Origin of the sequence: Chromobacterium sp. IIBBL 290-4 (assembly GCF_024207115.1) — a bacterium.
In the GTDB taxonomy this organism is placed as follows: domain Bacteria; phylum Pseudomonadota; class Gammaproteobacteria; order Burkholderiales; family Chromobacteriaceae; genus Chromobacterium.
Window position 1 is genome coordinate 1,432,831 of the sequence record NZ_CP100128.1, and the last position, 20,535, is coordinate 1,453,365.

Genomic DNA, 20,535 nt, shown 5'->3' on the forward strand with positions numbered 1-20,535 from the left:
TTATTGCGGAGCCGACGGCGGCGGACAGGCCTTCCGCGGCTCCAGATAAAAGCTCAGACTGCTGGTTTGCGGCTCCACCCCCGGCGCGCGGCCATAGGGGTAGACCTGCTGCGGCAAGCTGCCCAGTAAGGTCGGTTCCGCCTCCTCCAGCTGCAGTTGGCTGGCCAGCTTGCGTTCGCCATCGGCGTCGCGCCAGCTCAGCTGAAAGCTCAATACGGGCGCAAGCTTGCCCTTGAGCGGCAACAGTTGGCCGCGCATGGAAAACGCGGCGTCGTCCTGCTTGCCCTCTCCGCTGAACTCGCCGCCGGCGGCGACGCATAAAGGCAGCCGGGCCAGCGTCTCGCCATCGCGGGTCACGCTCAGCGCCAGGGCGGCCGGCTGGGCAGGCGCTGCCATCGATGCGCCCAGACTGCAAATCGGCCAAGCCAGCGCGGCGGCCAAGATCCACGGTTTCATTTGCGCCTTTCGCTCAAAACGGCTTCACCACCACCAAGATCACCACCGCCAGCAAAACCAGCACCGGCAACTCGTTGAACACGCGGAACCAGACATGGCTCTTGCCATTTCGCCGGGCGGCGAAATCGCGGTACAGCTTGCCGCAATAGCCGTGGTAGCCCGCCAGCACGGCCACCAGCGTCAGCTTGGCATGCAGCCAGCCGCCGGCAATGCCGAACCCCAGCCACAAGCCCAAGCCGGTAGCCAGCGCCAATACGCCCAACGGCGTCATGAAACGGTAGAGCTTGCGCGCCATCAGCAACAGGCGGTCGTACTCCGCCCTTTCCTCGGCCATGGCCAAGTTGACGAACAAGCGTGGCAGATAAAACAGGCCGGCGAACCAAGAGACGACAAAGAAAATATGGAAGGCTTTGAGATATAGGTAGGTCACGATGGCCTTATCCAATAGATGATGAATGGCCGCGCAGGCCGATCAAATTGCCCCAAGGGTCTTGCAACTGGCACATGCTCAGGCCGTTCTCGATCACCATCGGCCTCGCGCCCAAGCCCTCCAGCTGGAGCATGCGCGCGGCCAGGTCGTCGCAACGCCAATACTCCACGGTGCCGCGGCGATTGGGCATCGGACTGGACCACCTCCAGCCGGATGCCGTCCCACGCCAGGCAAGCGAAATCAAACGCCGGCAACTCGATGCAGCGGGCTTCGGGAAAGGCCAGGCCATACCAAGCCAAACCGGCTCGCCAATCCGGCACCGGAATCCATACCGCCGCGATCGGGCCCGCGCTCATGCCGGCGCTCCATACTTGAGCCGCGCCACCTTGGGCAGCTTGGCCAATACCAGCTCGCGCGAACGGGCGATGCCGGCGCGCAGATCATCCGCCGTCAGCGCTTCCAGTGTCAGCGTCTGCACCCAGCGCGCCCGCGCCAGATACGGGGCAGGCCGCACGCCGGGCAGACCGGACAGCGCCAGGAAATCCTCGTCTGGCACTTTGTAGCTCACGCCCTGCTCGCCGCAGAGCAGAAACATCTTGCCGCAAATGCTGACCACCCGCGCGCCGCCCCACTTGATGTCGAACTCGGCGCCGGGCAGGGCGCAGGCATACGCCAGCAGCGCGCCGATCAGGTCCTCAGGCAAGGCGTTCACGCGGCTCATCCTTTGGCCGCAACCTGGTACAAAGGCCAGACCTGCGGAATGCGCGCCTGCAGATCGCGGATGCGGGTTGGGCCGGACGGGTGGGTAGACAAAAATTCCGGTCCGCCACCATTGCCGGCCGACTGCATCTTTTTCCACACATTGACGGCGGCGTTGGGGTCATAACCGGCGCGCGCCATCAGCTCCAGGCCCATGATGTCGGCCTCGGACTCCATGGTGCGGCTGTGCGGCTTGTTCAAGGTCACATCGGTCACCATGGACGCCAGCTGCATCTGGTCGGCGCTCAGGCCGGCCAAGGCGCCCACCAGCGACAGGCCCAGCTGCTGCGCGTAGGCCTGGCTCATGTTCTCGCGGGTATGCTCACGCAGGGCGTGGGAAATCTCGTGGCCTATCACCGCCGCCAGCTCGGCGTCGCTGAGCTTGAGGCCGTTCACCAGGCCGCTGTACACCATGATCTTGCCGCCCGCCATCGCATAAGCGTTCATATCGTCGGTGCGCAGCACATTCACTTCCCAGCGCCAGTTGCGCGCGTCCGGCCGGAAGGTGGGCGTCTGCGCGATCAAACGCTGCGAGATGCGCCGCACCCGCATGGTCAGCTCGGCGTCGGTATTCAACTGTCCCTTGGCGCGCGCCTGGCCCAACTGCTGAGCATAGGACTTGGCCGACATCTGCTCCACTTCCTGGCTGGACAGCAGCATGGTCTGGCCGCGGCTGATGCCCACCGAGCCGCCGCCGGTGGTGTTGACTTGAGCGCAAGCCGCCAGCCAGACGGCCAGCAGCGCCGCGCTCAGCCGGCGCGGCCAACGGGATTGCTTGCCGGCCATAAGACTAGATTTCCACCATCTGGAAATCGTCCTTGCGCGCGTCGCAGTCCGGACAGGTCCAGTTGGGCGGCAGATCTTCCCAACGGGTGCCCGGCGGAATGCCGTCTTCCGGCCGACCGCTCGCTTCGTCGTAGATGAAACCGCAGATCAGACACATCCAGGTACGCATGGCTTCGCCCTCAGGTTCGGATAAAATAGGTATTCTAAATCCTGCCACCGCAATAAAACAAAAGAGGTTCGCCCTTGAACACGCCTCCCTCCCCGCCAACCGTGCTGACGCTGGCCGGTTCCGACCCCTCCGGCGGCGCCGGCATCCAGGCCGATATCCTGACGCTGGCCAGCCTGGGCTGCCACCCGCTGTCGGTCATTACCGCCATTACGGTGCAAGACACCGTCGGCGTCAACGACCTGATGGTGCTGGATTCGGACTGGGTCAACGACCAAGCCCGCTTTCTGATGGAGGACATGCCGGTGGCGGCGTTCAAGATCGGCATGCTTGGCAGCGTGGAAAACGTGGCCGTGGTGTCGCAGCTGATCGCCGATTACCCCGACATCCCGGTGGTGCTGGACCCAGTGCTGGCCAGCGGCGGCGGCCATGATCTGGCGGACGAGGACGTGATTTCGGCGATGCGCGACATGCTGATCCCGCAGGTGTCCATCCTCACCCCCAACAGCCAGGAGGCGCGCCGGCTGGCCAGCAACGACCCGGACGAAGACGAGGAATTGACGCTGGACCAATGCGCCGAACGCATCCTGGCGCTGGGTTGCCCCTATCTGCTGATCACCGGCACCCACGAGAATACCAAGGAAGTGGTGAACAGCCTGTACGGCCAGGACGGCGTGGTGCGGGCGGACCACTGGGAACGGCTGCCCGGCAGCTACCACGGCTCCGGCTGCACGCTGGCCTCGGCCATAGCCGGCATGCTGGCCACCGGCCTGTTGCTGCCGGAGGCGGTGCGCGAGGCGCAGGAATACACCTATCAGACCCTGCTGAACGGCTTCCGCCCCGGCATGGGCCAGTTCTTGCCGGACCGGATGTTCTGGGCGCGCGCCTCGGACGAGGAGGAAGGCGATGCCGCCAAGGGTTGAGGGCTTGTATGCGATCACGCCGGACGGCTGGGACAGCGCCCGCTTGTTCGACGCCGTGGCGGCCGTGCTGAAGGGCGGCGCCCGCGTGTTGCAATATCGGGACAAAAGCGGCGATCCGACGCGCCGGCTGGAGCAAGCTTCCACCTTGCGGCAGCTGTGCGCCGACGCCGGCGCGCTGTTCATCGTCAATGACGATGTGCGGCTGGCCATCGCCACCGGCGCCGACGGCGTGCATCTGGGCCGCGACGACGGCGACATCGCCGCCGCGCGCGCGGCGCTGGGACCGGACGCCGTCATCGGCGCGTCTTGCTACAACCGGCTGGATCTGGCGGAAAAAGCCATCGCCGCCGGCGCCGGCTACGTGGCTTTCGGCGCGGTGTTTCCCTCGCCGACCAAACCCGGCGCCGTCGCCGCGCCGCTGTCGCTATTCCGCGACGCCGCGTCCTTGGGCGCGCCCACGGTGGCGATAGGGGGCATCACCGCCGCCAATGCCGGCCAAGTCGCCGCCGCAGGGGCATCCGCCATCGCGGTGATAGGCGGGCTGTTCGAGCAGGATGCGCCGGAGCAAGCGGCTGCCGCGCTGGCAGCCGCATTCCGCCACTGACAACTCAAGCGCGCGGCGTGCCGAAACGGTAGGTTTCGCGCCGCGGCGCCTTGCCCAGCAGCACCTCGGCCAATGCGTCGGCGATGGGGAAGCCGGTGCACGTCTGCATCCAGACAAACTCTCCGGCCGGATTGATCTCCAGAAACACCAGTTCGCCCTGCGGCGTCAGGATGAAATCCAGCGCGCCGTAATTGAGCTGCAGAATGTCCATCAACCGTAAGATCTTGCGCTCGACGTCCATTGGCAGCTGATACGGCGACCAAGCCGTCTGCAAGGTCAGGCCATCGCGGCGCCAGTCAGTCTGACTTTTTTCGCTGCCTTGCGAGTCCACCGAGGCGGCGAAGATGCGCTCGCCCACAACGGTGACGCGCAGTTCCAGCGCCTTGGGAATCAGTTGCTGAAAAGTAAGCGGCCCTAGCGCCAGCCGGTCCAGCTCGCCTAAATGGGATTCCTGCAGCCGGTTGGTGTACATCACCATTTCGCGGCCTTCTTCCTGGATAGAAAACGCCTTCAGCACCTTGGCCACGATTCCGTCCGGATGGCGATGGAAAAAGGCGCGCACCTCTTCGGGATCGTTGCCGCTCAGCGTTTCCGGCACAGTGAAACCCAATTGCTGCGCCAACTTCAATTGCAGCGGCTTGTTTTCCGCGCGGCTGACCACGTCGTAAGGATCGAGCTGGAAGGTATCGCTGCAGGACAGCATGCCCAGCAAAGTGGCGTAGGACTCGCGATGCACGGTGCGCTTGTACTGGATGTCCATATCGTCGGGCAGCTTGCCGGCGGGCGAGAAACGCCGGCAATAAATCGCATCCAGCTCATCCAGCTCCACGTCGCCGTCCGCCGTCTTGAAGAACATCCGTCGTTCAGCGCCTCGATACGACAGATTGATTTTCACCTCGGTCGGGAAACAGTCGGTATCCAGCCGGATGGCCTGCGCGCCTTGCTTCTGCAGCGCCTCCATCACCAACGGCGGGCAATATTTGTCATTGCTATGCGTTACCACCAACACTTTCATTTTGTTCCATTCCCAATAAAACCAGCCAACAATCCCAAAAGCATCTGTCGGTCATGAATGCAAAAAAGAGCCGGGCTCATGCCAGGCTCTCGTCCCTACCTCAAATCAATGCTCAGACATTCGGGTCGAAATGCACCGGACCTTCTTCGCCCACCGCCATGGTGGACATATGTATCAGGTCGTTCAGCGGCGAAGTGGTGGCTGCGTCCGGCTTCAGCCAATCCGGAATGCCATGGCCTTCCTCGCCGACCGCCAAGGTGGTGTATTGGCCGGCACCGCCCACTTGGGCAATTTCATGGTCTTCCAAAAAGCTGACAAACAACGGTTGCTGTTGCGACATGCTAAACACTCCAAATATCAAAAATAGGCAAAAAACGCTTATCCAAAATGAAACTGGCGGCCAATGGCGCCAGAGCAAAGCTTATGCGCCGATGAACGGCGGCACATGCTCCTCCTCGCCCACCACCATGGTGGTGAAGTGGTGCTGATCCACCAGCGGTGTGGTGTTCGTGCCATCGCCCGGATTGCTGTGGCTTTCCTCGCCTACCACATAGGTAGTGACTTGCCCCGCGCCGCCAACCATGGCGATTTCATGCTCTTCCAGAAATGCGGCGAACAATGGTTGCTGCTGTTGCATGGACTGCTCCTTCAAATCAAAAATGAATCAATCAATATGTTGTACTGCCATTCCGATAGCGTTGCCGCCATCGCCCTCTGACCGCCTCCCCGATGGGAAACGATCAAAACGCTGCTGCGCGCGCCAGCTTGGCGCGCGACGGACGCGGCTGAACCAAACAGCTATTGACTGAGGAAGGATGCAAAAAACGCTGTTTGCGGCATTCGCCTGTACAGCTTGTTGTCAGTGAGGAATCTACGGCCGCCTAGCCCCAGCGGGACGACGGCCGCGCAAGCCGAACCGGCTTATTTACCGGCTGTCGGGACGACGATCTTGCCGGTCAGCGGCGGCGGCAGCACCACCTTGCCGGTCAGCGGCTGGCTAGCGAACAAGCCGGCGATCTCCTTGGCATTCAAACCGCCGCTGACTTGTTCGACTTCCGCGGCGTCCAGACGCACAGCCTTGGCGATGTCCAGGCTGGCAGCCAATTGCGTTTCAAAATCACAGTTTTGTTGTTTCATCACGGTCTTTCTTTTCAGGTCCAAAACAAAGAGCCTTTCGGCTCTGGATATATCCCGTGGGATATTCAGCAATCCGCGCCGAGAGGCGCTTCCAATATTCGGTGCCTTTTTCTGCCTGGTCGAAACCGGCAGGATTCGCGCCTCGGCGATAGCCTCGCCGGCGAGAGGCCGTGCGATACCGCCTGGGCGCCACGAGTGTCGGCATGACAGCCATGCAGCCCCCCAAACGAACGTAGGGCGCCGCCAACATGCGGTTCATTTCGCTTGCACCCAGCCTTCTGCCAGATAGCTGCCGACCTGCAGCAAGGAGTGGTGCGCTGATGCCGGCGCAAATACTCAAAATGCATTTATATCCATTTTGCATTGAATTGACAGTCAAGTCAATCAAATTGACTGACATGGATGGGTCACGCAGCGTCGTTGCGCATCAACGCTGAGGCATTTAGGAATTATCCAATGCTCACGTTGTCACTCCCATCCCGGAATCAGATCGCTATGAGCGATGGCTTCAAGCCCTTCGTTCAGATCAAATCCTGATCAAGTCAGCATGAAAATGTCTATTCCCCTTTTTTGCAGACTGTATTTCCCACTCAAGAGCAACTAGACACATCGAGAGTATTACCTTCTCCAAAACAGCTCCTGATTGCTGCACGATTTAATCTGCTAATATTTGCTTTTACGTTTGAACCGGAAGCAAAAATATTCAAATTGGCAACCGCACGAATTTAATTGAACCAATCAAGCCCCACGCCATTGCCATCTATGAAAAAAGGCTTAGCTTGACGCAATTTCTTATGATTGATCACGTCAAAATATCACTCCATATCAATTTATCAAATGCACTCGCCGCAATATTACAATCTCTTTCTCAACTTCCACTGTTCTTAAAAGGCGAAAAAATCTCCAATAAAAATCTCGCAAATCACTTCGCTTTGGTGACCATATTCAATGCCATAGCAACGATACCTTCCTTACTCGCTCCTACCCATCCTGATACAAGCATATTTACTCACGTCTAAGATTTTCTGGCGGTTATACAACAATTTGCCATTGACCACCTAACCATTAAATGCCATTATCATTTCAAGTCTCATTGCCAGTGTAAGAAAGCTCAATGTCCACCCCACCCACGCCCCTGTTCCGCGCCGAAGCGCTGGCCCATGTCGGCACCCGCCAGTTCGGCAGCATCGTGCTGGCCCGCCCGGTGTCGTTCCGCTGGCTGACTGGCCTGTTCACCTTGCTCGCGCTGTGCATCGTGTTGTTCTTCGCCCTGTTCAGCTACTCCCGCAAAGCCCAGGTGCCCGGCATGCTTGCGCCCACCCAGGGTTTGATCCGGGTGATGCCGGCGCAGAGCGGCGTGGTGTCGGTCGTCAAGGTGCAGGAAGGGCAGATGGTCAAGGCCGGTGATGTGCTGTTCGAACTGTCCAATGAGCGCGCCAGCGCCACCCGCGGCGACGCCGAGCGCACCATCACCGCCTTGCTGCAAGCGCGGCGCGACAGCCTGGCCTCGGACCAAGGCGTGCTGCGGCTGCAAGCGCAACAAAAAATAACGGCGCTGCAACGCCGAATCGAGGACCTGGACAAAGAAGTCGCGCGCAGCGACGAGCTGATCGCTCTTCAACAGCGCCGCATCGCGCTGGCGGAACAGGCGGTGCAACGCAACCGCAAGCTGCAGGAGGCCAATTTCATCTCCGCCGCCGGCTTGCAGGACAAACAGGCCGAGCTGCTCGATCAACAATCCAGACTGGCCGACTTGCAGCGCAGCCGCGCCGCCACGTTGCGCGATCAAGACAGCAACCGCGCCGATTTGCGCGACCTTCAAATCCAGTCCGAACGCGACCAGGCCGCGGCTAAGCGCAATGTCGACTCGGTGGAGCAGGATCTGACCGAGAACGAGGCCAAACGCAAGCTGCTGATCCGCGCGTCGCAGGCCGGCATGGTCAGCGGCATCACCGTGCAAGCGGGCCAGACCGTGGCCGCCAACCAGCCGCTGGCCAATCTGTCGCCCGCCGGCTCGCCGCTGGAGGCGGAGTTGTACGCGCCTTCGCGCTCAGCCGGTTTCGTCAAACCCGGCATGACGGTGCTGATCCGCTATCAGGCCTATCCCTATCAGAAGTTTGGCCAGTTCCACGGCACGGTCAGCGAGGTATCGCATACCGCGCTGCGGCCGGACGAACTCAGCATGCCGGGATTGGCGCAGACCAATAATGAAACCTTGTACCGGGTGAAAGTAAAACTCGATACCCAGAGCGTCACCACCTATGGCCTGCAACAGCCGCTCAAGGCCGGCATGATGCTGGACGCCAGCGTGCTGTTGGAAAAACGCAAACTGTACGAATGGGTGTTGGAACCGCTGTACAGCATCACAGGGAAAGTCTGAAATGAGCCACAAGCAGCCCATCCTGAAGTTTTGGGGAAACAAACGACTGCCCATGCTGCTGCAAACCGAAGCCGCCGAATGCGGCCTGGCCAGCCTGGCCATGATCGCCGGTTACTGGGGCCATCACATCGACTTGGCCAATATGCGCCGCCGCTTCTCGGTATCGCTGAAGGGCGCCACCCTGAAAAGCCTGATCGCCATGGCCCAAGGCCTGGGCCTGCAGCCGCGGCCGCTGAAGCTGGACATGCAGCACTTGCCGGAACTGAAGCTGCCCTGCGTGCTGCATTGGGACATGAACCACTTCGTGGTGCTCAAGCAGGTCAGCCGGCAATACATCGTGATTCACGACCCGGCGGTGGGCGAGCGCAAGCTGCCGCTCGCCGAGGCATCCAAGCATTTCACCGGCGTGGCGCTGGAGCTGATACCCGGCGCGTCCTTCCAGAAGGCGGAGGAAAAACAGAAGTTTTCCCTGCTGTCGCTGATGGGGCGGGTGGAAGGGCTGGGCCACGGCATGTCGCAACTATTGCTGCTGGGCCTGGCGCTGCAGGTATGCGCGCTGGTATCGCCATTTTATCTGCAGTGGGTGGTGGACGAGGCGCTGGTGGCGTCCGATCATGACCTCGTCACCGTGCTGGGCGTGGGCTTTTTGCTGCTGGTGCTGCTGCAAACCGCCATCGGCGCGGTGCGTTCCTGGGTCACCACCGTGCTGGCCACCAATCTGAACTTCCAATGGCTGGGCAACGCCTTCGCCCACCTGCTGCGGCTGCCGCTGCCCTGGTTCGAGAAGCGCCACCTTGGCGATATCGTGTCCCGCTTCGGCTCCATCCAGACCATACAAAAAAGCCTGACCACCCAGTTTGTCGAAGGCGTCATCGACGGCATTCTGGTCATGGCCACGCTGGGCGTGATGTTTCTGTACAGCCCATCGCTGGCTGCAGTCAGCCTGATCGCGGTGGCGCTGTACGTGCTGTTGCGCTGGTCCATCTTCCGCGCGCTGCGCGAAGCCACCGCCGAACAGATCATCCACGCCGCCAAGCAGAACACCCACTTCATCGAATCGGCCCGCGGCGTGCAAAGCGTGCGGCTGTTCGGCCGCCAGGAAGAGCGCCGCATAGGCTGGCTCAACGCGCTGGCCGACCAGTTCAACGCCGATCTGCGCATCGCCAAACTGTCCATCTCCTTCCAGACCGCCAACACCCTGCTGTTCAGCGGCGAGCGGGTGATCGTGGTGTGGCTGGCGGCGCTGGCGGTGATGAACAACCAGTTCTCAGTGGGCATGCTGTTCGCCTTCCTCAGCTACAAGGACCAGTTCAGCCAGCGCATCGCCGCGCTGATCGACAAGCTGTTCGAACTGCGCATGCTGCGCCTGCACGGCGAACGGGTGGCCGACATCGTGCTGACCGAACCGGAGCAGGAGTTGAACGATGTGGAAATCGATCCCGCCACGGTCACGCCGACGATAGAGGTTCGCAACGTCGCCTTTCGCTATTCAGACAGCGAACCCTATGTGCTGAAAGACATGAATCTGACGGTGCCGGCCGGCCAGTGCCTGGCCATCACCGGTTCGTCCGGCTGCGGCAAGACCACGCTGCTTAAACTGATGCTGGGCTTGATGGAGCCCACCGAGGGCGAAATCCTGATCGGCGGCATTCCGCTGAAGCAACTGGGCCTGGGCAACTACCGCCAGCTGCTGGGCACCGTGATGCAGGACGATCAGCTGTTTGCCGGCTCCATTTCGGACAATATCTGCTTTTTCGATCCGCAACCCAGCCAGGAACGCATCCAGCGCTGCGCCCAGTTGGCAGCCATCCATCAGGAAATCATGGCCATGCCCATGACCTACAACACCCTGGTCGGCGACATCGGCTCCGGACTGTCCGGCGGACAGAAACAGCGCATCCTGCTGGCGCGCTCACTGTACAAGCAGCCCAAGCTGTTGGTGCTGGATGAAGCCACCAGCCACCTGGACGTGTGGAACGAGAAGCTGGTCAACGCCGCCGTGCGCGACATCGCGATGACGCGGCTATTGGTGGCGCACCGTCCGGAAACCATCGCCATGGCCGAACGAGTGGTGGTGCTGGAGCAAGGCAAGATCGTCCATGACGCCATTCCGCGGCAGCCTGAGGCCCATCCTCAGGCTGGGTCGGAAAACGTGGAGCAAGCAGGCTAGAGCCGGAAACGAGCGGTCACCGCCTGCAGGTTGTGCGACAAGGCGTTGAGCTGGCTGGAAGTGGTGGCCAGCTCCTCCACCGTCGCGCTGTTTGACTCCGCCATCTGCGACACCTGCTCCATGCTTTGCGCCAGGCTCAGGCTGGCGGTGCGCTGCTCGGTCAGCGCGCCGCTGATATTGCCTATGGTGGCGACGATGCCGCGGGTGCTGTCTTCGATCTCATGCATGGAGTCGCTGGCCTCATGCGCGCTGCCGGCCACTTCTTCCACGCTGTTCCGGCTTTGCTCCATGCTGCCCACCACCCGGTCCGCGCCATGCTGGATGGAGGTGATCATCTGGGTGATCTCCTGCGCGGAACTGGCTGTCCGCTCCGCCAGCTTGCGCACCTCGTCCGCCACCACGGCGAAACCGCGGCCCATCTCGCCGGCCCGCGCCGCCTCAATCGCCGCATTCAAGGCCAAGAGATTGGTCTGGTCGGCCACGTCGCGGATCACGGTGACGATATTGCCTATCCTTTGCACCTCGCCGCTCAGGCTGCGCATCTGCTCGGAAGTGGACGCCACCGCGTCGCTGACCGACTGGATGCGGCCCGCCGAGGCCTGCACCGTCCTGCCGCCCTTGCCCGCCAGCTTGCCGGCGTCCTCCGCCTGCTCGGCCGCGGCGGTGGAATTATCGGCCACATGATTGATGCTGACCGTCAGCTGCTCGATCGTCGCCGCGGCGGAAGAGGTGGCTTCGGACTGTTTCTGAGCGCTTTGCGCCACCTGCTGGGCCATGCTGGACAGCTCATGCGCCGAATCCGACACCTGATTGGCGTTGTCCTGGATATTGGATACTACTTCGCGCAAGCCCTGCCGCATATTCTGGATATGGCGGGCGATCTCCACCGCCTCGTCGCGCGAGGGCGGCAGGTGTTCGTCCTCGCCGCTCAAATCGCCCTCCTGGATATGGCGCACCAGCTCCACTGATTTGCGTAGCGGCGTGGTCACCAGATTGGAAATGAACAGCGCGATGGCGATCGCCACCGCCAGCGCGATGCCCGCCGCGGTCAACACCACGGAAACCGCTTGGTTGTAAGCGGCATTGCTGGCCTCGACCGCTTCTTTGACCTTGCCGTCCTGATACGCTTTCAATTCATTGAATTTCTGCGAGAAGGTCTCAATGGCCGGCGCGAAGCGCTTCTGCAAGAAAACCTTGGACTCCTGGTCCTTGTTGGCGCGTATCAGCTGATACAAGGGCGCATACAAGTCCGACAAGGCGGAACGGGCCTGCAGCGCCTGCTCCAGGATGCCGCGCCCTTTCACCGACACCAGCGTCTTGTCCAGCTCGTTGAGACTGGCGGTGTTTTCGGCGCGCAAGGCTTCCACCTTGCTGATGTTGGATTCGATCTCCGAAGGGCTGTCCGAAATGACTGCGTCGCGAATGCGTTTGGATACCTCTTGCGTGGCGACGACGATCTTGTTGCACAGTTCGGCCTTGGGATAGCGGTTATTGGTGATTTCGCGGCGATTGGCCTGCATCTCGCTGAGATTGGCCACCGCCGTCGCCACGATCACCGCCAGGATGACGATCAACAAGCCATATCCCAACAGCAGCTTTTGCTTTACAGACAATTGGTGCAACATCTTGCGCCTCCGCAAGTTCGAACCCGTACGTTCGCAGGCTCCTCACGCTGAAAAATAGTCCGCATCCCGACTCAGCGCAAAATTCAAAGTAAAACGATAGCCTTGCATATCAGTGACTTGCCAACGGCAATGCGGGTTTCTCTTTCCGCCGCGGATTGCCTAAGCTCAAACCTGCAAGGCCAGCGGGGAAAAAACAGATGCAAGTGGCGGAGATTTTCGACAAGGCGTCGGGCAAATTGCCGATGGTGCCCAAAGTCGTGCAGGAGCTGGTGGCCAGCTTCCATCGCACCGATGTCAACAGCGACGAGATCAGCGACAAGGTGGGCCACGATCAGGTATTGACCGCGCGCGTGCTGCGTTTGGCCAATAGCGCGCGCTTTGGCAGCAGCCGCAAGGTGGGTTCGCTGGACGACGCGGTGCTGCTGCTCGGTTTCGACAATCTGCGGGTGCTGGTCATCGCCTCCGGCATCACCGGCGCCACGCTGGGCATTCCGGGCTTCGACATGAAAGCCTTCTGGCTGCGCTGCTTCGCCATGGCCAATACCGCCAAGCTGCTGGCCAAACTGGCCAAGCTGGACGCGCAGCTGGGCTATACCTGCGGCCTGCTGGCCAATATCGGCGAACTGGTGCTGTATGTGGCGGTGCCGGAACAGGCGCTGCAGATAGACAAGATCGTCGCCGGCGGCGCCGACCGCATCGCCACCGAGCGCATGCTGCTGGGCATGGACTTGACCGAGCTGGGCGCGGAGCTGGCACGGCGCTGGAATTTCCCGGACGAAATCCAGGAGGCGATCTACAACCAGCACGATCTATTGAACGAAGACGCCTCGCCCTACGCGCTGCTGATAGGCCTGGCCACCTTCCTGGTCTCCGGCTTTCGCAACGAGATGAGCGTCGACGAGATGCTGGTCAGCCTGCCGGACCGGGTGCTGGAGCGGTTGAACCTGGCCAGGGAAACGCTATCGGCTGAAATGGAAAATCTAAAAGAAACCGCCACGCGCACCGACGACTTGTTCTAAGCCCCGGCCGCGGGAGGAAAACCAGGCTCTCCTCCCGCCTGCCCGTTCAGGCCGTCTGGCCCGCGCGCAGCTCGCGCCGCAAAATCTTGCCGACATTGGATTTGGGCAGCTCGTCGCGGAACTCCACGTGGCGCGGCACTTTGTAGCCGGTAAGATTCTCGCGGCAGAAGCGCAGCAGCTCGTCGGCCTGCAAGGCCGCGTCCTTGCGCACCACCACGATCTTCACCGCCTCGCCGCTGCGTTCGTCAGGCACGCCTATGCAGGCCACCTCGCGCACGCCGGGATGCTGGGCCACCACGTCTTCGATCTCGTTCGGATACACATTGAAGCCGGACACCAACACCATGTCCTTCTTGCGATCCACCAGTTTCAGCATGCCTTCCGCAGTGCGCACGCCGATGTCGCCGGTGGCGAAGAAGCCGTCGGCCTGGAACACCTTGGCGGTCTCCTCAGGCCGCTGCCAATAGCCGGCCATCACTTGCGGGCCGCGCACGCACACCTCGCCCGGCTCGCCATCGGCCGCCGGCTGGCCGGCGTCATCGCGCAGCTGCACTTCGGTGCCCGGCACCGGCAGGCCTACCGTGCCGGTGTAATAGCCGGTCGCCAAGGCATTGACCGACACCAGCGGCGAAGCCTCGGTCAAGCCATAGCCCTCCAGCAGCGTCAAGCCGGTGATCTTGCTCCAGCCCTCCGCCACCGCGCGCTGCACCGCCGCGCCGCCGCCGATGGCGACTTTCCACTGCGAGAAATCCAGCTTGGCGAAGCCCGGATGGTGCACCAAGGCATTGAACAGCGTATTGACGCCAGTGAAGGCATTCACCGGATGCTTGGCCAGCTCGGCCACTAGCCCGTCCAGATCGCGCGGATTGGTGATCAACAGGCAGTTGCCGCCCAGGCGGGTGATCAGGAAACAATTCACCGTCAGCGCGAACACGTGGTACAGCGGCAAGGGCGTAGCCACTACCGCCCGTCCCTCCGGCAAGGCGTCGCCCAACACCAGCCTGGCCTGTTCGACATTGGCCAGCAGATTGCGGTGGGTCAGCATCGCACCCTTGGACACGCCGGTGGTGCCGCCGGTGTATTGCAGAATCGCCAGATCATCCAAGGTTCGCGGCTCGTCACACCAGCGTTCGGCCTGCCCCCCCGCCAGCGCGTCGCGGAAGCGGAGAGCGCCGGGCAGGCGGTAGGGCGGCACCAGCTTTTTCACATGCTTGACCACGGCATTGACCAGCCAGCGCTTGGGCGGCGGCAGCAAATCGCCCACCGCGGTCAGAACGACGTGCTTCAAAGGCGTATCCGCCTTGGCCTGTTCCACCACCGAGGCGAAATTCTCCAGCGCCACGATGGCGGCGGCGCCAGAATCGGCTAATTGATGATGCAGTTCGCGCGGGGTATACAGCGGGTTGACGTTGACCGCCACCAGGCCGGCGCGCAGCACGGCATACAAGGCCACCGGATATTGCAGCAGATTGGGCATCATCAAGGCCACCCGGTCGCCCGGCGCCAGTTTCAGCGTCCGGCGGAAATAATCGGCCAGCTTGGCGCTTTGACGGTCCAGCTCGCGATAGCTCAGATCGCGTCCCATATTGTGGAAAGCGGTCTGCCTGGGATATCGGGCAACGGTCTGCGCCAGCATCTGGCCCAGAGACTGGGCCGGCAAAACATCGACGCGATCCGGCGTTCCCGGGTGACGGGCAAAGTCCTGCATGTTTCTCCTCCTGTCGCCGCAGTGGCGGATACGCGGCGAATGACTGTTTTTATCGTGGGAATGCGGGTGTGGCGGCATGCGGTGAGACGGGATTGCAGCCTCGACGTTAATTCATTGTCATTGCTATTTCAATCAAACGTCTGAATCCATTCATTCAAGATCGTGATCATCCCCACGGGAGAAGCCTGTGAAGACGCCCGCGCCAGACCCACACTGACGCGCGAACGCAACAGTCGGCGTCCGCCTGAGCGCCGTTCACAAAGCCGGCAAAGCGCCAGAGACAAGACGCGCCGACGCAGCCCGAGCGGTCGGCGCAGCGCCGCATCAGGCCTTCGCCAACGTTTCTAAGCGCCGACGCGGATCGCCACTTTGCCGAAGTGGCTGGCGGCGCGCAGATAGTCATAAGCGGCATCGGCCTGCGCGAAATCGAATACCCGGTCGATCACCGGCCGCAGGCCATGCCGCGCCATGAAAGCCGCCAATTCGGCCAGATGCGCCGCCGAGCCGACAGTGACGCCGACGATGTCGGCATTGATGGACTGCAAGCGGCCCAGATCCGGCTTGGGGCCAAAGCCGCTGAGCACGCCGACCTGCGCCAGCACGCCGCCCGGGGCCAGCGCGGCCAGCGAGCGCTGGAAAGTCTCCGGGCCGCCCAGCTCCAGCACATGGCTCGCGCCTTCGCCGCCGGTCAACTCCCGCACCGCTCTATCCCAATCCGGCGTTTGGCGATAATTGATTCCCTCGCTGGCGCCCAGGGCTCGCGCTCGCGCCAGCTTGTCGTCGGACGAAGACAGCGCGATCACCCGCGCCCCCAGCGCCACCGCCAGCTGCAAACCGAACAAAGCCACGCCGCCCGTCCCTTGCGTGAGCAGGGTATCGCCCGCCGACAAACCACCGCGCGCCGCCAAGGCATGCCAGGCGGTCACGCCGGCGCAGGGCAGGGCGGAGGCCTCGATCAGGCTCAAATGCTCGGGAACCTCCGCCAGCGCCGCCTCCGGCGCGACGATGTATTCCGCCAGCACGCCATCCTGCGACTGCCCGCCCCAAGCGGAGGCCATGTAGCGCGCCTGGAAGCGGCCCGCTATCCAATCGCGGAAAAACGACGCCATCACCCGTTGCCCGCTCCGCCAGCGGCTCACGCCCTCGCCAAGCGCGTCCACCACGCCGGCCGCGTCCGATAGCGGCGTCCGGCCGGGCAAACCGCCCTGGCGCGCCGCATCGCGCACCAATAAATCGCGATAGTTGAGGCTGGCCGCCGCCACCTTGATCCTGACCTCCCCCGCCGCCGGTTGCGGCATGGCGACGCCTTCCAGGCGCAATGCGCCTTGCGTGTCAAAACGATGAGCTTTCACATCAACCCCTTGCTTGAACTTGACATTGGCATGATAAGCTGTGACAACAGTGTCAGAGTCAATGGGGGAAGCGATGAAAATCGGAGAACTGTCGCAACGCTGCGGCATCAGCATACGCATGCTGCGCTATTACGAGCAGCATGGCGTGCTGGCGCCGCGCCGCACCGCCTCCGGCTACCGGGAATACGAACCGGGGGCGGAAGAAACCTTGCGCCGCATCGCCCTGCTGCGCGAAGCCGGACTGACGCTGGAGACGGTGCGCGAGCTGCTGCCCTGCCTGCAAAGCCGCGGCCATTTCACGCCTTGCGACAAGCTGAGCCGGATTCTGCGCGAGGAGCTGTCGGCGCTGGACGCCCGCATCGCCGCGCAAAACCAAAGCCGCGCCTTGCTGGCCGGTTTTCTGGCCGGACTGCCCGCCCCGGCGCCGGTTTAAGCAGGCGGCATTGCCCGGAAGCGGAAACCCGCTTATCATTCCGGAACATTCATTCCACAATATACCCCATGCGCCCCAAGGAATTTGAAGAAGACGCCGTCGCCGAAGCCGCCATGCGGGTGTTCTGGCAACGCGGCTATGCCGCCACCTCGATCCAGGATCTGGTGGACGGCACCGGCTTGTCGCGCAGCAGCCTGTACAACGCTTTCGACAGCAAACAAGGACTCTATCTGCTGGCCCTGCGTCGCTATGGCCAAGTCGGCGCGGCCAACGCCGCGCGGCTGGCCGGGACCGAACCGTTGCGCGAGCGCTTGCGCGCGCTGCTGATGCGGGTGGTGGAAGACGAAGCGCTGGAGCAAGCCAGCCCTGGCTGCCTGGCCGCCAATGCCGCCCTGGAAGCCGCAGGCCGCGACGAGGCGGTCAATGCGGCGCTGGCTCAGCATTTCCAGCAACTGGAAACCGCCTTGCTGCGCGCGCTGGCCGAGGCCCGCGCCAGCGGCGAACTCGCGGCGAACCGCAACCAGCAAGCCCTGGCCCGCTTCCTGATGTGCGCCATCCAGGGCCTGCGCGTGCTAGGCAAAGGCATGGCGCGGGAAAACCGCCGCGCCAAGCTGGCCGAAGTTGTCGAAGTCGCGCTGTCCTGCCTGGATTGATCCGGCGGGCGGCGTTTTTTTTGCGCCAGTTTTGAACTGAACATTCCATAATTAACAGGCCGCTAAACAGGAGAAAACATGAGCCCCAATCCCACCCCCTCCATCGCCGTGCTCGGCACCGGCATCATCGGCTCCGCCATTGCCCGCAACCTCGTCCGCAAGGGTTTCGCCGTCCGCGCCTGGAATCGCACGCCGGATAAGGCGCAAGCGCTGATGGCCGACGGCGCGACAGCATGCGGCTCAGCGGCCGACGCCGCGCGCGGCGCCGACGTGATCATCACCGCCGGCAAAGACGGCGCCGCGGTGGCTTCTGCCATGCGCCAGGCCGAGGCCGGACTCAAGCCGGAACAGATATGGCTGCAACTGGCCACCATAGGCCTGGAGGCGACCGCCGAACTCAGCGCCTGGGCGGCGCAACGCGGCCTGATTTTCTACGACGCGCCCGTCGTCGGCACCCGCCAGCCGGCCGAAGCCGGCCAATTGGTGATGCTGGCCTCCGGACCGCTGTCCCGCCGGGATCAAGCGCAAAACGTGTTCGACGCCATCAGCCGCCGCGCCATCTGGATTTCCGAACAGCCCGGCGACGGCAGCCGGCTGAAGCTGGTGATCAACAACTGGGTGCTGGCGCTGACCCACGGCGCGGCGGAAACGCTGGCGCTGGCGCAAGGCTTGGGACTGGATCCCGCGCTGGCGCTGGAAACCATCGCCGGCGGCCCGCTGGACGCGCCGTATCTGCAATTGAAGGGCAAGGCGATGCTGGCCGGCGATTACAGCGTCAGCTTCAGCGTGGACAACGCAGCCAAGGACGCCGGCCTGGTGCTGGCCGCGGCCGAAGCCGCCGGCGTGCGGATGGACGGCGCGGCGGCCGGGCTGGCCCGTTTCCAGCGCGCCATCGCCGCCGGCCATGGCGGCAAGGACATGGCCGCCACCTTCCTCGCCTGAGCCCGGGCAAACAAAAACCGCCGGGCCTCGCGGCGCGGCGGTTTCATCGGAAGGCGAAGCAGGCTTAGCCTTCCTCGTGTTCCAGGTCTTCCTCGGCATGGTCCAGACGGCCGGTGTAGCGCAGCTCCACTTCCTGGGTCAGCAGGTCCACCTTCACCACCGACAGCTGGATGCGGTCGCCGCGCGCCAGTTCCGGCAGGCCCGGAATGCGCAGCCGCAGCGGCAGGCCGTCGATGCGCACCAGGTCTTCCTTGATCACCGCGGCGGTCGGCTCGGTGATGTTTTCCTGCAGCAAATACTTCAGGCACCAGTAGTATTCCATCTTGTCCTGGAAGGACAGATAGCCGCCATAAGTGGCGTCGAAGTCGCGCAGGATGGCGAACAACATGGCGTCGCCCTGGGCGAACTGCGGCTTCTCGCCGCGTATCATCGCCGCCAGCTGGCGCTGGTTGATGAAGTCGCTGGCGCGGCGCAGCGGCGAGGTGCTCCAGGCGTACTGGGCCACGCCCAGGCCCATATGCGGCTCGGGGCGGGTGGTCATGCGCACCTTGCCCATGCTCTGGGCGCGGTACATGGCCGGGATGTCGGCCTCGGCCAGCATGCGGCCCCATTCGCTATTGGCCAGGATCATCAGCTCGGACACCAGCTTGTCCATCGGCGCGCCGCGTTTGCGGATGGTGATGGACACTTTGCCGTCGGCCACGTCGATATTGTAGTCGTGCTGCACCGGGCGGGTCGGATCGTACTTGCCGCGGCGCTTCTCCAGCGCTTCGGCGAATTGCCACAGCCAGGTCAGCTCGCGCTTGAACGGGTAGTCGACGCCCGGATCGTTGGCCAGCGTCTCCTCGTTGAACACTTGCTCCAGCTCGGCATGGCGCAGGTTGGCGGCGATATGCACCTTCTCGATGCGGTTTTCGAAGGCCACCGGCTCGAATTCCGGCGTCACCTCGGCGTACAGCGAGAACGCCGGGCAGGCGCGGCCTTCCTGCAGCGTGAAGGCCTGCACCACGTCGTCCGGCAGCATGGTGATCTTGTCGCCGGGGAAGTAGGCGGTGGACAGCCGCGACAGCACCATCTTCTCGATGTCGGAATCCAGCGGCACGCCCAGCGTCGGCGCGGCGATGTGGATGCCGACGCGCTTGTTGCCGTTGGGCAGGTCTTCCACGGAGAGCGCGTCGTCGATCTCGGTGGTGTTGGCGTCGTCGATGGAGAAAGCCTGCGCCGACGAAACCGGCAGCTCCGGCGCGTCCAGCGGCGGCGCGTACTTGCCGAAACCTATGCCCTTGGGGAAGAACTCCATCTGGAAGCCGGCCATCAGGTAGTCCGGCACCGAGGGAACGCCGCCCACCTTGTCGGCCAGCCGCAGCGGCGGCAGGCCGGTTTCGCGCGAGGCCTGGTCGAAAGCCTTGAATTCCAGCGTGTTCTTGTCGGGTTTCCACAACAGCTGCATCAGCTGCGAGCGGATGGCTTCCGGCAACTCGCCGGCCTTCAACTGGCCCACCCAGCCGTCGATCTGCTCCTGCTCGCGCTTCTTGCGTTCGATGCCGGCCAGCGCGGCTTGCAGCGCCTCCTGCGGGGCCTTCTTATAGCAGCCCTTGCCCTTCTTGTAGAAGTACATCGGCGCGCCATGCAGACGGGTCAACAAGGCGGCGGCCTGGAATGGCGACGGCGCCTGGCCAAAGTAATCGGCGGCCAGATCCTGATAGGAGAACTCGTCGTCCGGACTGCATTCCCAGAGGAAGTCCAAATCGATATCCGCAGCCAGACTGTCTACTGCCGCCAGAAAATCCGCCAATGGAGAACTAAACTCCAGAAAGACGTTGGCGCTCTTGAGCTTGGCGCGCTTGCCATGCTGGGTATCCACCTGCAGGCTGGCGTCGCTGCGCGAGACTATGCTGCCAACCTTGAAACTGCCGCTCTCTTCGTAAAAAACGTTCATCAAAACATGCCAGGCCGTTGAATTTAAGGGCGGATTAT

The 20,535-nt window shown here is 62.8% G+C and carries 23 protein-coding genes; 8 read left to right on the top strand and 15 right to left on the bottom strand.

Going from position 1 to position 20,535, the window contains the following annotated elements; all coding sequences use genetic code 11:
* The 6 genes from NKT35_RS06700 to NKT35_RS06725 form a co-directional block, all read right to left on the bottom strand.
* Complete coding sequence (locus NKT35_RS06700) at nt 1-456, bottom strand: hypothetical protein (RefSeq protein ID WP_254300055.1); 456 nt, start codon at nt 454-456, stop codon at nt 1-3.
* A 13-nt stretch (nt 457-469) separates the two neighbouring features.
* Complete coding sequence (locus NKT35_RS06705) at nt 470-886, bottom strand: CopD family protein (RefSeq protein WP_254300057.1); 417 nt, start codon at nt 884-886, stop codon at nt 470-472.
* Between the two features lie 7 nt (nt 887-893).
* Nucleotides 894-1,076 carry a VOC family protein gene (locus tag NKT35_RS06710; RefSeq protein ID WP_254300059.1) on the bottom strand — a complete coding sequence of 61 codons (183 nt, stop codon included), beginning with the start codon at nt 1,074-1,076 and terminating at the stop codon, nt 894-896.
* Nucleotides 1,077-1,238: 162 nt separating this feature from the next.
* Complete coding sequence (locus tag NKT35_RS06715; protein WP_254300061.1) at nt 1,239-1,598, bottom strand: MmcQ/YjbR family DNA-binding protein; 360 nt, start codon at nt 1,596-1,598, stop codon at nt 1,239-1,241.
* 5 nt (nt 1,599-1,603) lie between these two features.
* Entirely contained in the window at nt 1,604-2,431 is an 828-nt protein-coding gene (locus NKT35_RS06720) for a M48 family metallopeptidase (RefSeq protein WP_254300064.1), read from the bottom strand.
* A 4-nt stretch (nt 2,432-2,435) separates the two neighbouring features.
* A complete protein-coding gene (locus tag NKT35_RS06725; protein WP_043627301.1) occupies nt 2,436-2,600 on the bottom strand; it encodes a rubredoxin in 165 nt (54 codons plus the stop codon).
* A gap of 74 nt (nt 2,601-2,674) precedes the next feature.
* Here NKT35_RS06725 and thiD point away from each other — a divergent pair, with 74 nt between their 5' ends.
* Nucleotides 2,675-3,520, top strand: a complete 846-nt coding sequence (thiD, locus tag NKT35_RS06730; RefSeq protein ID WP_254300066.1) for a bifunctional hydroxymethylpyrimidine kinase/phosphomethylpyrimidine kinase — start codon at nt 2,675-2,677, stop codon at nt 3,518-3,520.
* Nucleotides 3,504-4,124 carry a thiamine phosphate synthase gene (gene thiE / locus NKT35_RS06735; protein WP_254300068.1) on the top strand — a complete coding sequence of 207 codons (621 nt, stop codon included), beginning with the start codon at nt 3,504-3,506 and terminating at the stop codon, nt 4,122-4,124. The genes thiD and thiE overlap by 17 nt, the downstream gene beginning before the upstream one ends.
* 4 nt (nt 4,125-4,128) lie before the next feature.
* On the opposite strand, the gene NKT35_RS06740 is transcribed toward thiE, so the two are convergent.
* The 5 genes from NKT35_RS06740 to NKT35_RS06760 form a co-directional block, all read right to left on the bottom strand.
* Nucleotides 4,129-5,139 carry an ATP-grasp domain-containing protein gene (locus NKT35_RS06740; RefSeq protein ID WP_254300069.1) on the bottom strand — a complete coding sequence of 337 codons (1,011 nt, stop codon included), beginning with the start codon at nt 5,137-5,139 and terminating at the stop codon, nt 4,129-4,131.
* A 112-nt stretch (nt 5,140-5,251) separates the two neighbouring features.
* Nucleotides 5,252-5,479, bottom strand: coding sequence for a hypothetical protein (locus NKT35_RS06745; protein ID WP_254300071.1), 228 nt, complete (start codon nt 5,477-5,479; stop codon nt 5,252-5,254).
* 81 nt (nt 5,480-5,560) lie between these two features.
* Entirely contained in the window at nt 5,561-5,776 is a 216-nt protein-coding gene (locus tag NKT35_RS06750; protein WP_254300073.1) for a hypothetical protein, read from the bottom strand.
* A gap of 284 nt (nt 5,777-6,060) precedes the next feature.
* Complete coding sequence (locus NKT35_RS06755; RefSeq protein WP_254300074.1) at nt 6,061-6,276, bottom strand: hypothetical protein; 216 nt, start codon at nt 6,274-6,276, stop codon at nt 6,061-6,063.
* Entirely contained in the window at nt 6,257-6,676 is a 420-nt protein-coding gene (locus NKT35_RS06760; protein ID WP_254300076.1) for a hypothetical protein, read from the bottom strand. Before NKT35_RS06760 ends, NKT35_RS06755 begins: the two co-directional genes overlap by 20 nt.
* Before the next feature lie 714 nt (nt 6,677-7,390).
* Here NKT35_RS06760 and NKT35_RS06765 point away from each other — a divergent pair.
* Both NKT35_RS06765 and NKT35_RS06770 read left to right on the top strand, forming a co-directional pair.
* Nucleotides 7,391-8,656: an HlyD family secretion protein gene (locus NKT35_RS06765; RefSeq protein ID WP_254300078.1), complete on the top strand. Its 1,266-nt coding sequence runs from the start codon at nt 7,391-7,393 to the stop codon at nt 8,654-8,656.
* 1 nt (nt 8,657) lies between these two features.
* Nucleotides 8,658-10,826, top strand: coding sequence for a peptidase domain-containing ABC transporter (locus tag NKT35_RS06770; protein ID WP_254300086.1), 2,169 nt, complete (start codon nt 8,658-8,660; stop codon nt 10,824-10,826).
* Here the strand turns inward: NKT35_RS06770 and NKT35_RS06775 are convergent.
* Entirely contained in the window at nt 10,823-12,451 is a 1,629-nt protein-coding gene (locus NKT35_RS06775; protein ID WP_254300088.1) for a methyl-accepting chemotaxis protein, read from the bottom strand. The genes NKT35_RS06770 and NKT35_RS06775 overlap by 4 nt on opposite strands.
* 197 nt (nt 12,452-12,648) lie before the next feature.
* Between NKT35_RS06775 and NKT35_RS06780 the strand changes: the two genes are divergently transcribed.
* Nucleotides 12,649-13,470 (top strand): HDOD domain-containing protein, encoded by an 822-nt coding sequence (locus NKT35_RS06780; RefSeq protein ID WP_254300090.1) that lies wholly within the window; start codon nt 12,649-12,651, stop codon nt 13,468-13,470.
* Between the two features lie 46 nt (nt 13,471-13,516).
* On the opposite strand, the gene NKT35_RS06785 is transcribed toward NKT35_RS06780, so the two are convergent.
* Together NKT35_RS06785 and NKT35_RS06790 are read right to left on the bottom strand one after the other, a co-directional pair.
* The gene (locus NKT35_RS06785; protein ID WP_254300092.1) at nt 13,517-15,178 is read right to left on the bottom strand and encodes an AMP-binding protein; all 1,662 of its coding nucleotides are present in this window, start codon (nt 15,176-15,178) and stop codon (nt 13,517-13,519) included.
* A gap of 344 nt (nt 15,179-15,522) precedes the next feature.
* The gene (locus tag NKT35_RS06790) at nt 15,523-16,530 is read right to left on the bottom strand and encodes a zinc-dependent alcohol dehydrogenase family protein (RefSeq protein WP_254300094.1); all 1,008 of its coding nucleotides are present in this window, start codon (nt 16,528-16,530) and stop codon (nt 15,523-15,525) included.
* Nucleotides 16,531-16,603: 73 nt separating this feature from the next.
* Between NKT35_RS06790 and NKT35_RS06795 the strand changes: the two genes are divergently transcribed.
* The 3 genes from NKT35_RS06795 to NKT35_RS06805 all read left to right on the top strand — a co-directional run bounded on the left by NKT35_RS06795 (nt 16,604) and on the right by NKT35_RS06805 (nt 18,558).
* Nucleotides 16,604-16,963, top strand: coding sequence for a MerR family transcriptional regulator (locus NKT35_RS06795; RefSeq protein ID WP_254300102.1), 360 nt, complete (start codon nt 16,604-16,606; stop codon nt 16,961-16,963).
* A gap of 68 nt (nt 16,964-17,031) precedes the next feature.
* Nucleotides 17,032-17,616 carry a TetR/AcrR family transcriptional regulator gene (locus tag NKT35_RS06800; protein WP_254300104.1) on the top strand — a complete coding sequence of 195 codons (585 nt, stop codon included), beginning with the start codon at nt 17,032-17,034 and terminating at the stop codon, nt 17,614-17,616.
* Nucleotides 17,617-17,694: 78 nt separating this feature from the next.
* A complete protein-coding gene (locus NKT35_RS06805) occupies nt 17,695-18,558 on the top strand; it encodes an NAD(P)-dependent oxidoreductase (RefSeq protein ID WP_254300106.1) in 864 nt (287 codons plus the stop codon).
* 64 nt (nt 18,559-18,622) lie between these two features.
* On the opposite strand, the gene NKT35_RS06810 is transcribed toward NKT35_RS06805, so the two are convergent.
* Nucleotides 18,623-20,497 carry a ribonuclease catalytic domain-containing protein gene (locus tag NKT35_RS06810; protein WP_254300108.1) on the bottom strand — a complete coding sequence of 625 codons (1,875 nt, stop codon included), beginning with the start codon at nt 20,495-20,497 and terminating at the stop codon, nt 18,623-18,625.
* Between the last annotated feature and the right edge of the window lie 38 nt (nt 20,498-20,535).

Excerpts from the sequence above, each read along its gene's own strand:
- NKT35_RS06700 (WP_254300055.1), bottom strand. The coding sequence starts at position 456 with ATGAAACCGTGGATCTTGGCCGCCGCGCTGGCTTGGCCGATTTGCAGT.
- NKT35_RS06710 (WP_254300059.1), bottom strand. The coding sequence starts at position 1,076 with ATGCCCAATCGCCGCGGCACCGTGGAGTATTGGCGTTGCGACGACCTG.
- NKT35_RS06720 (WP_254300064.1), bottom strand. The coding sequence starts at position 2,431 with ATGGCCGGCAAGCAATCCCGTTGGCCGCGCCGGCTGAGCGCGGCGCTG.
- NKT35_RS06725 (WP_043627301.1), bottom strand. The coding sequence starts at position 2,600 with ATGCGTACCTGGATGTGTCTGATCTGCGGTTTCATCTACGACGAAGCG.
- thiE (WP_254300068.1), top strand. The coding sequence starts at position 3,504 with ATGCCGCCAAGGGTTGAGGGCTTGTATGCGATCACGCCGGACGGCTGG.
- NKT35_RS06740 (WP_254300069.1), bottom strand. The coding sequence starts at position 5,139 with ATGAAAGTGTTGGTGGTAACGCATAGCAATGACAAATATTGCCCGCCG.
- NKT35_RS06745 (WP_254300071.1), bottom strand. The coding sequence starts at position 5,479 with ATGTCGCAACAGCAACCGTTGTTTGTCAGCTTTTTGGAAGACCATGAA.
- NKT35_RS06750 (WP_254300073.1), bottom strand. The coding sequence starts at position 5,776 with ATGCAACAGCAGCAACCATTGTTCGCCGCATTTCTGGAAGAGCATGAA.
- NKT35_RS06755 (WP_254300074.1), bottom strand. The coding sequence starts at position 6,276 with ATGAAACAACAAAACTGTGATTTTGAAACGCAATTGGCTGCCAGCCTG.
- NKT35_RS06760 (WP_254300076.1), bottom strand. The coding sequence starts at position 6,676 with ATGTCAGTCAATTTGATTGACTTGACTGTCAATTCAATGCAAAATGGA.
- NKT35_RS06765 (WP_254300078.1), top strand. The coding sequence starts at position 7,391 with ATGTCCACCCCACCCACGCCCCTGTTCCGCGCCGAAGCGCTGGCCCAT.
- NKT35_RS06770 (WP_254300086.1), top strand. The coding sequence starts at position 8,658 with ATGAGCCACAAGCAGCCCATCCTGAAGTTTTGGGGAAACAAACGACTG.
- NKT35_RS06775 (WP_254300088.1), bottom strand. The coding sequence starts at position 12,451 with ATGTTGCACCAATTGTCTGTAAAGCAAAAGCTGCTGTTGGGATATGGC.
- NKT35_RS06780 (WP_254300090.1), top strand. The coding sequence starts at position 12,649 with ATGCAAGTGGCGGAGATTTTCGACAAGGCGTCGGGCAAATTGCCGATG.
- NKT35_RS06785 (WP_254300092.1), bottom strand. The coding sequence starts at position 15,178 with ATGCAGGACTTTGCCCGTCACCCGGGAACGCCGGATCGCGTCGATGTT.
- NKT35_RS06795 (WP_254300102.1), top strand. The coding sequence starts at position 16,604 with ATGAAAATCGGAGAACTGTCGCAACGCTGCGGCATCAGCATACGCATG.
- NKT35_RS06800 (WP_254300104.1), top strand. The coding sequence starts at position 17,032 with ATGCGCCCCAAGGAATTTGAAGAAGACGCCGTCGCCGAAGCCGCCATG.
- NKT35_RS06805 (WP_254300106.1), top strand. The coding sequence starts at position 17,695 with ATGAGCCCCAATCCCACCCCCTCCATCGCCGTGCTCGGCACCGGCATC.
- NKT35_RS06810 (WP_254300108.1), bottom strand. The coding sequence starts at position 20,497 with ATGAACGTTTTTTACGAAGAGAGCGGCAGTTTCAAGGTTGGCAGCATA.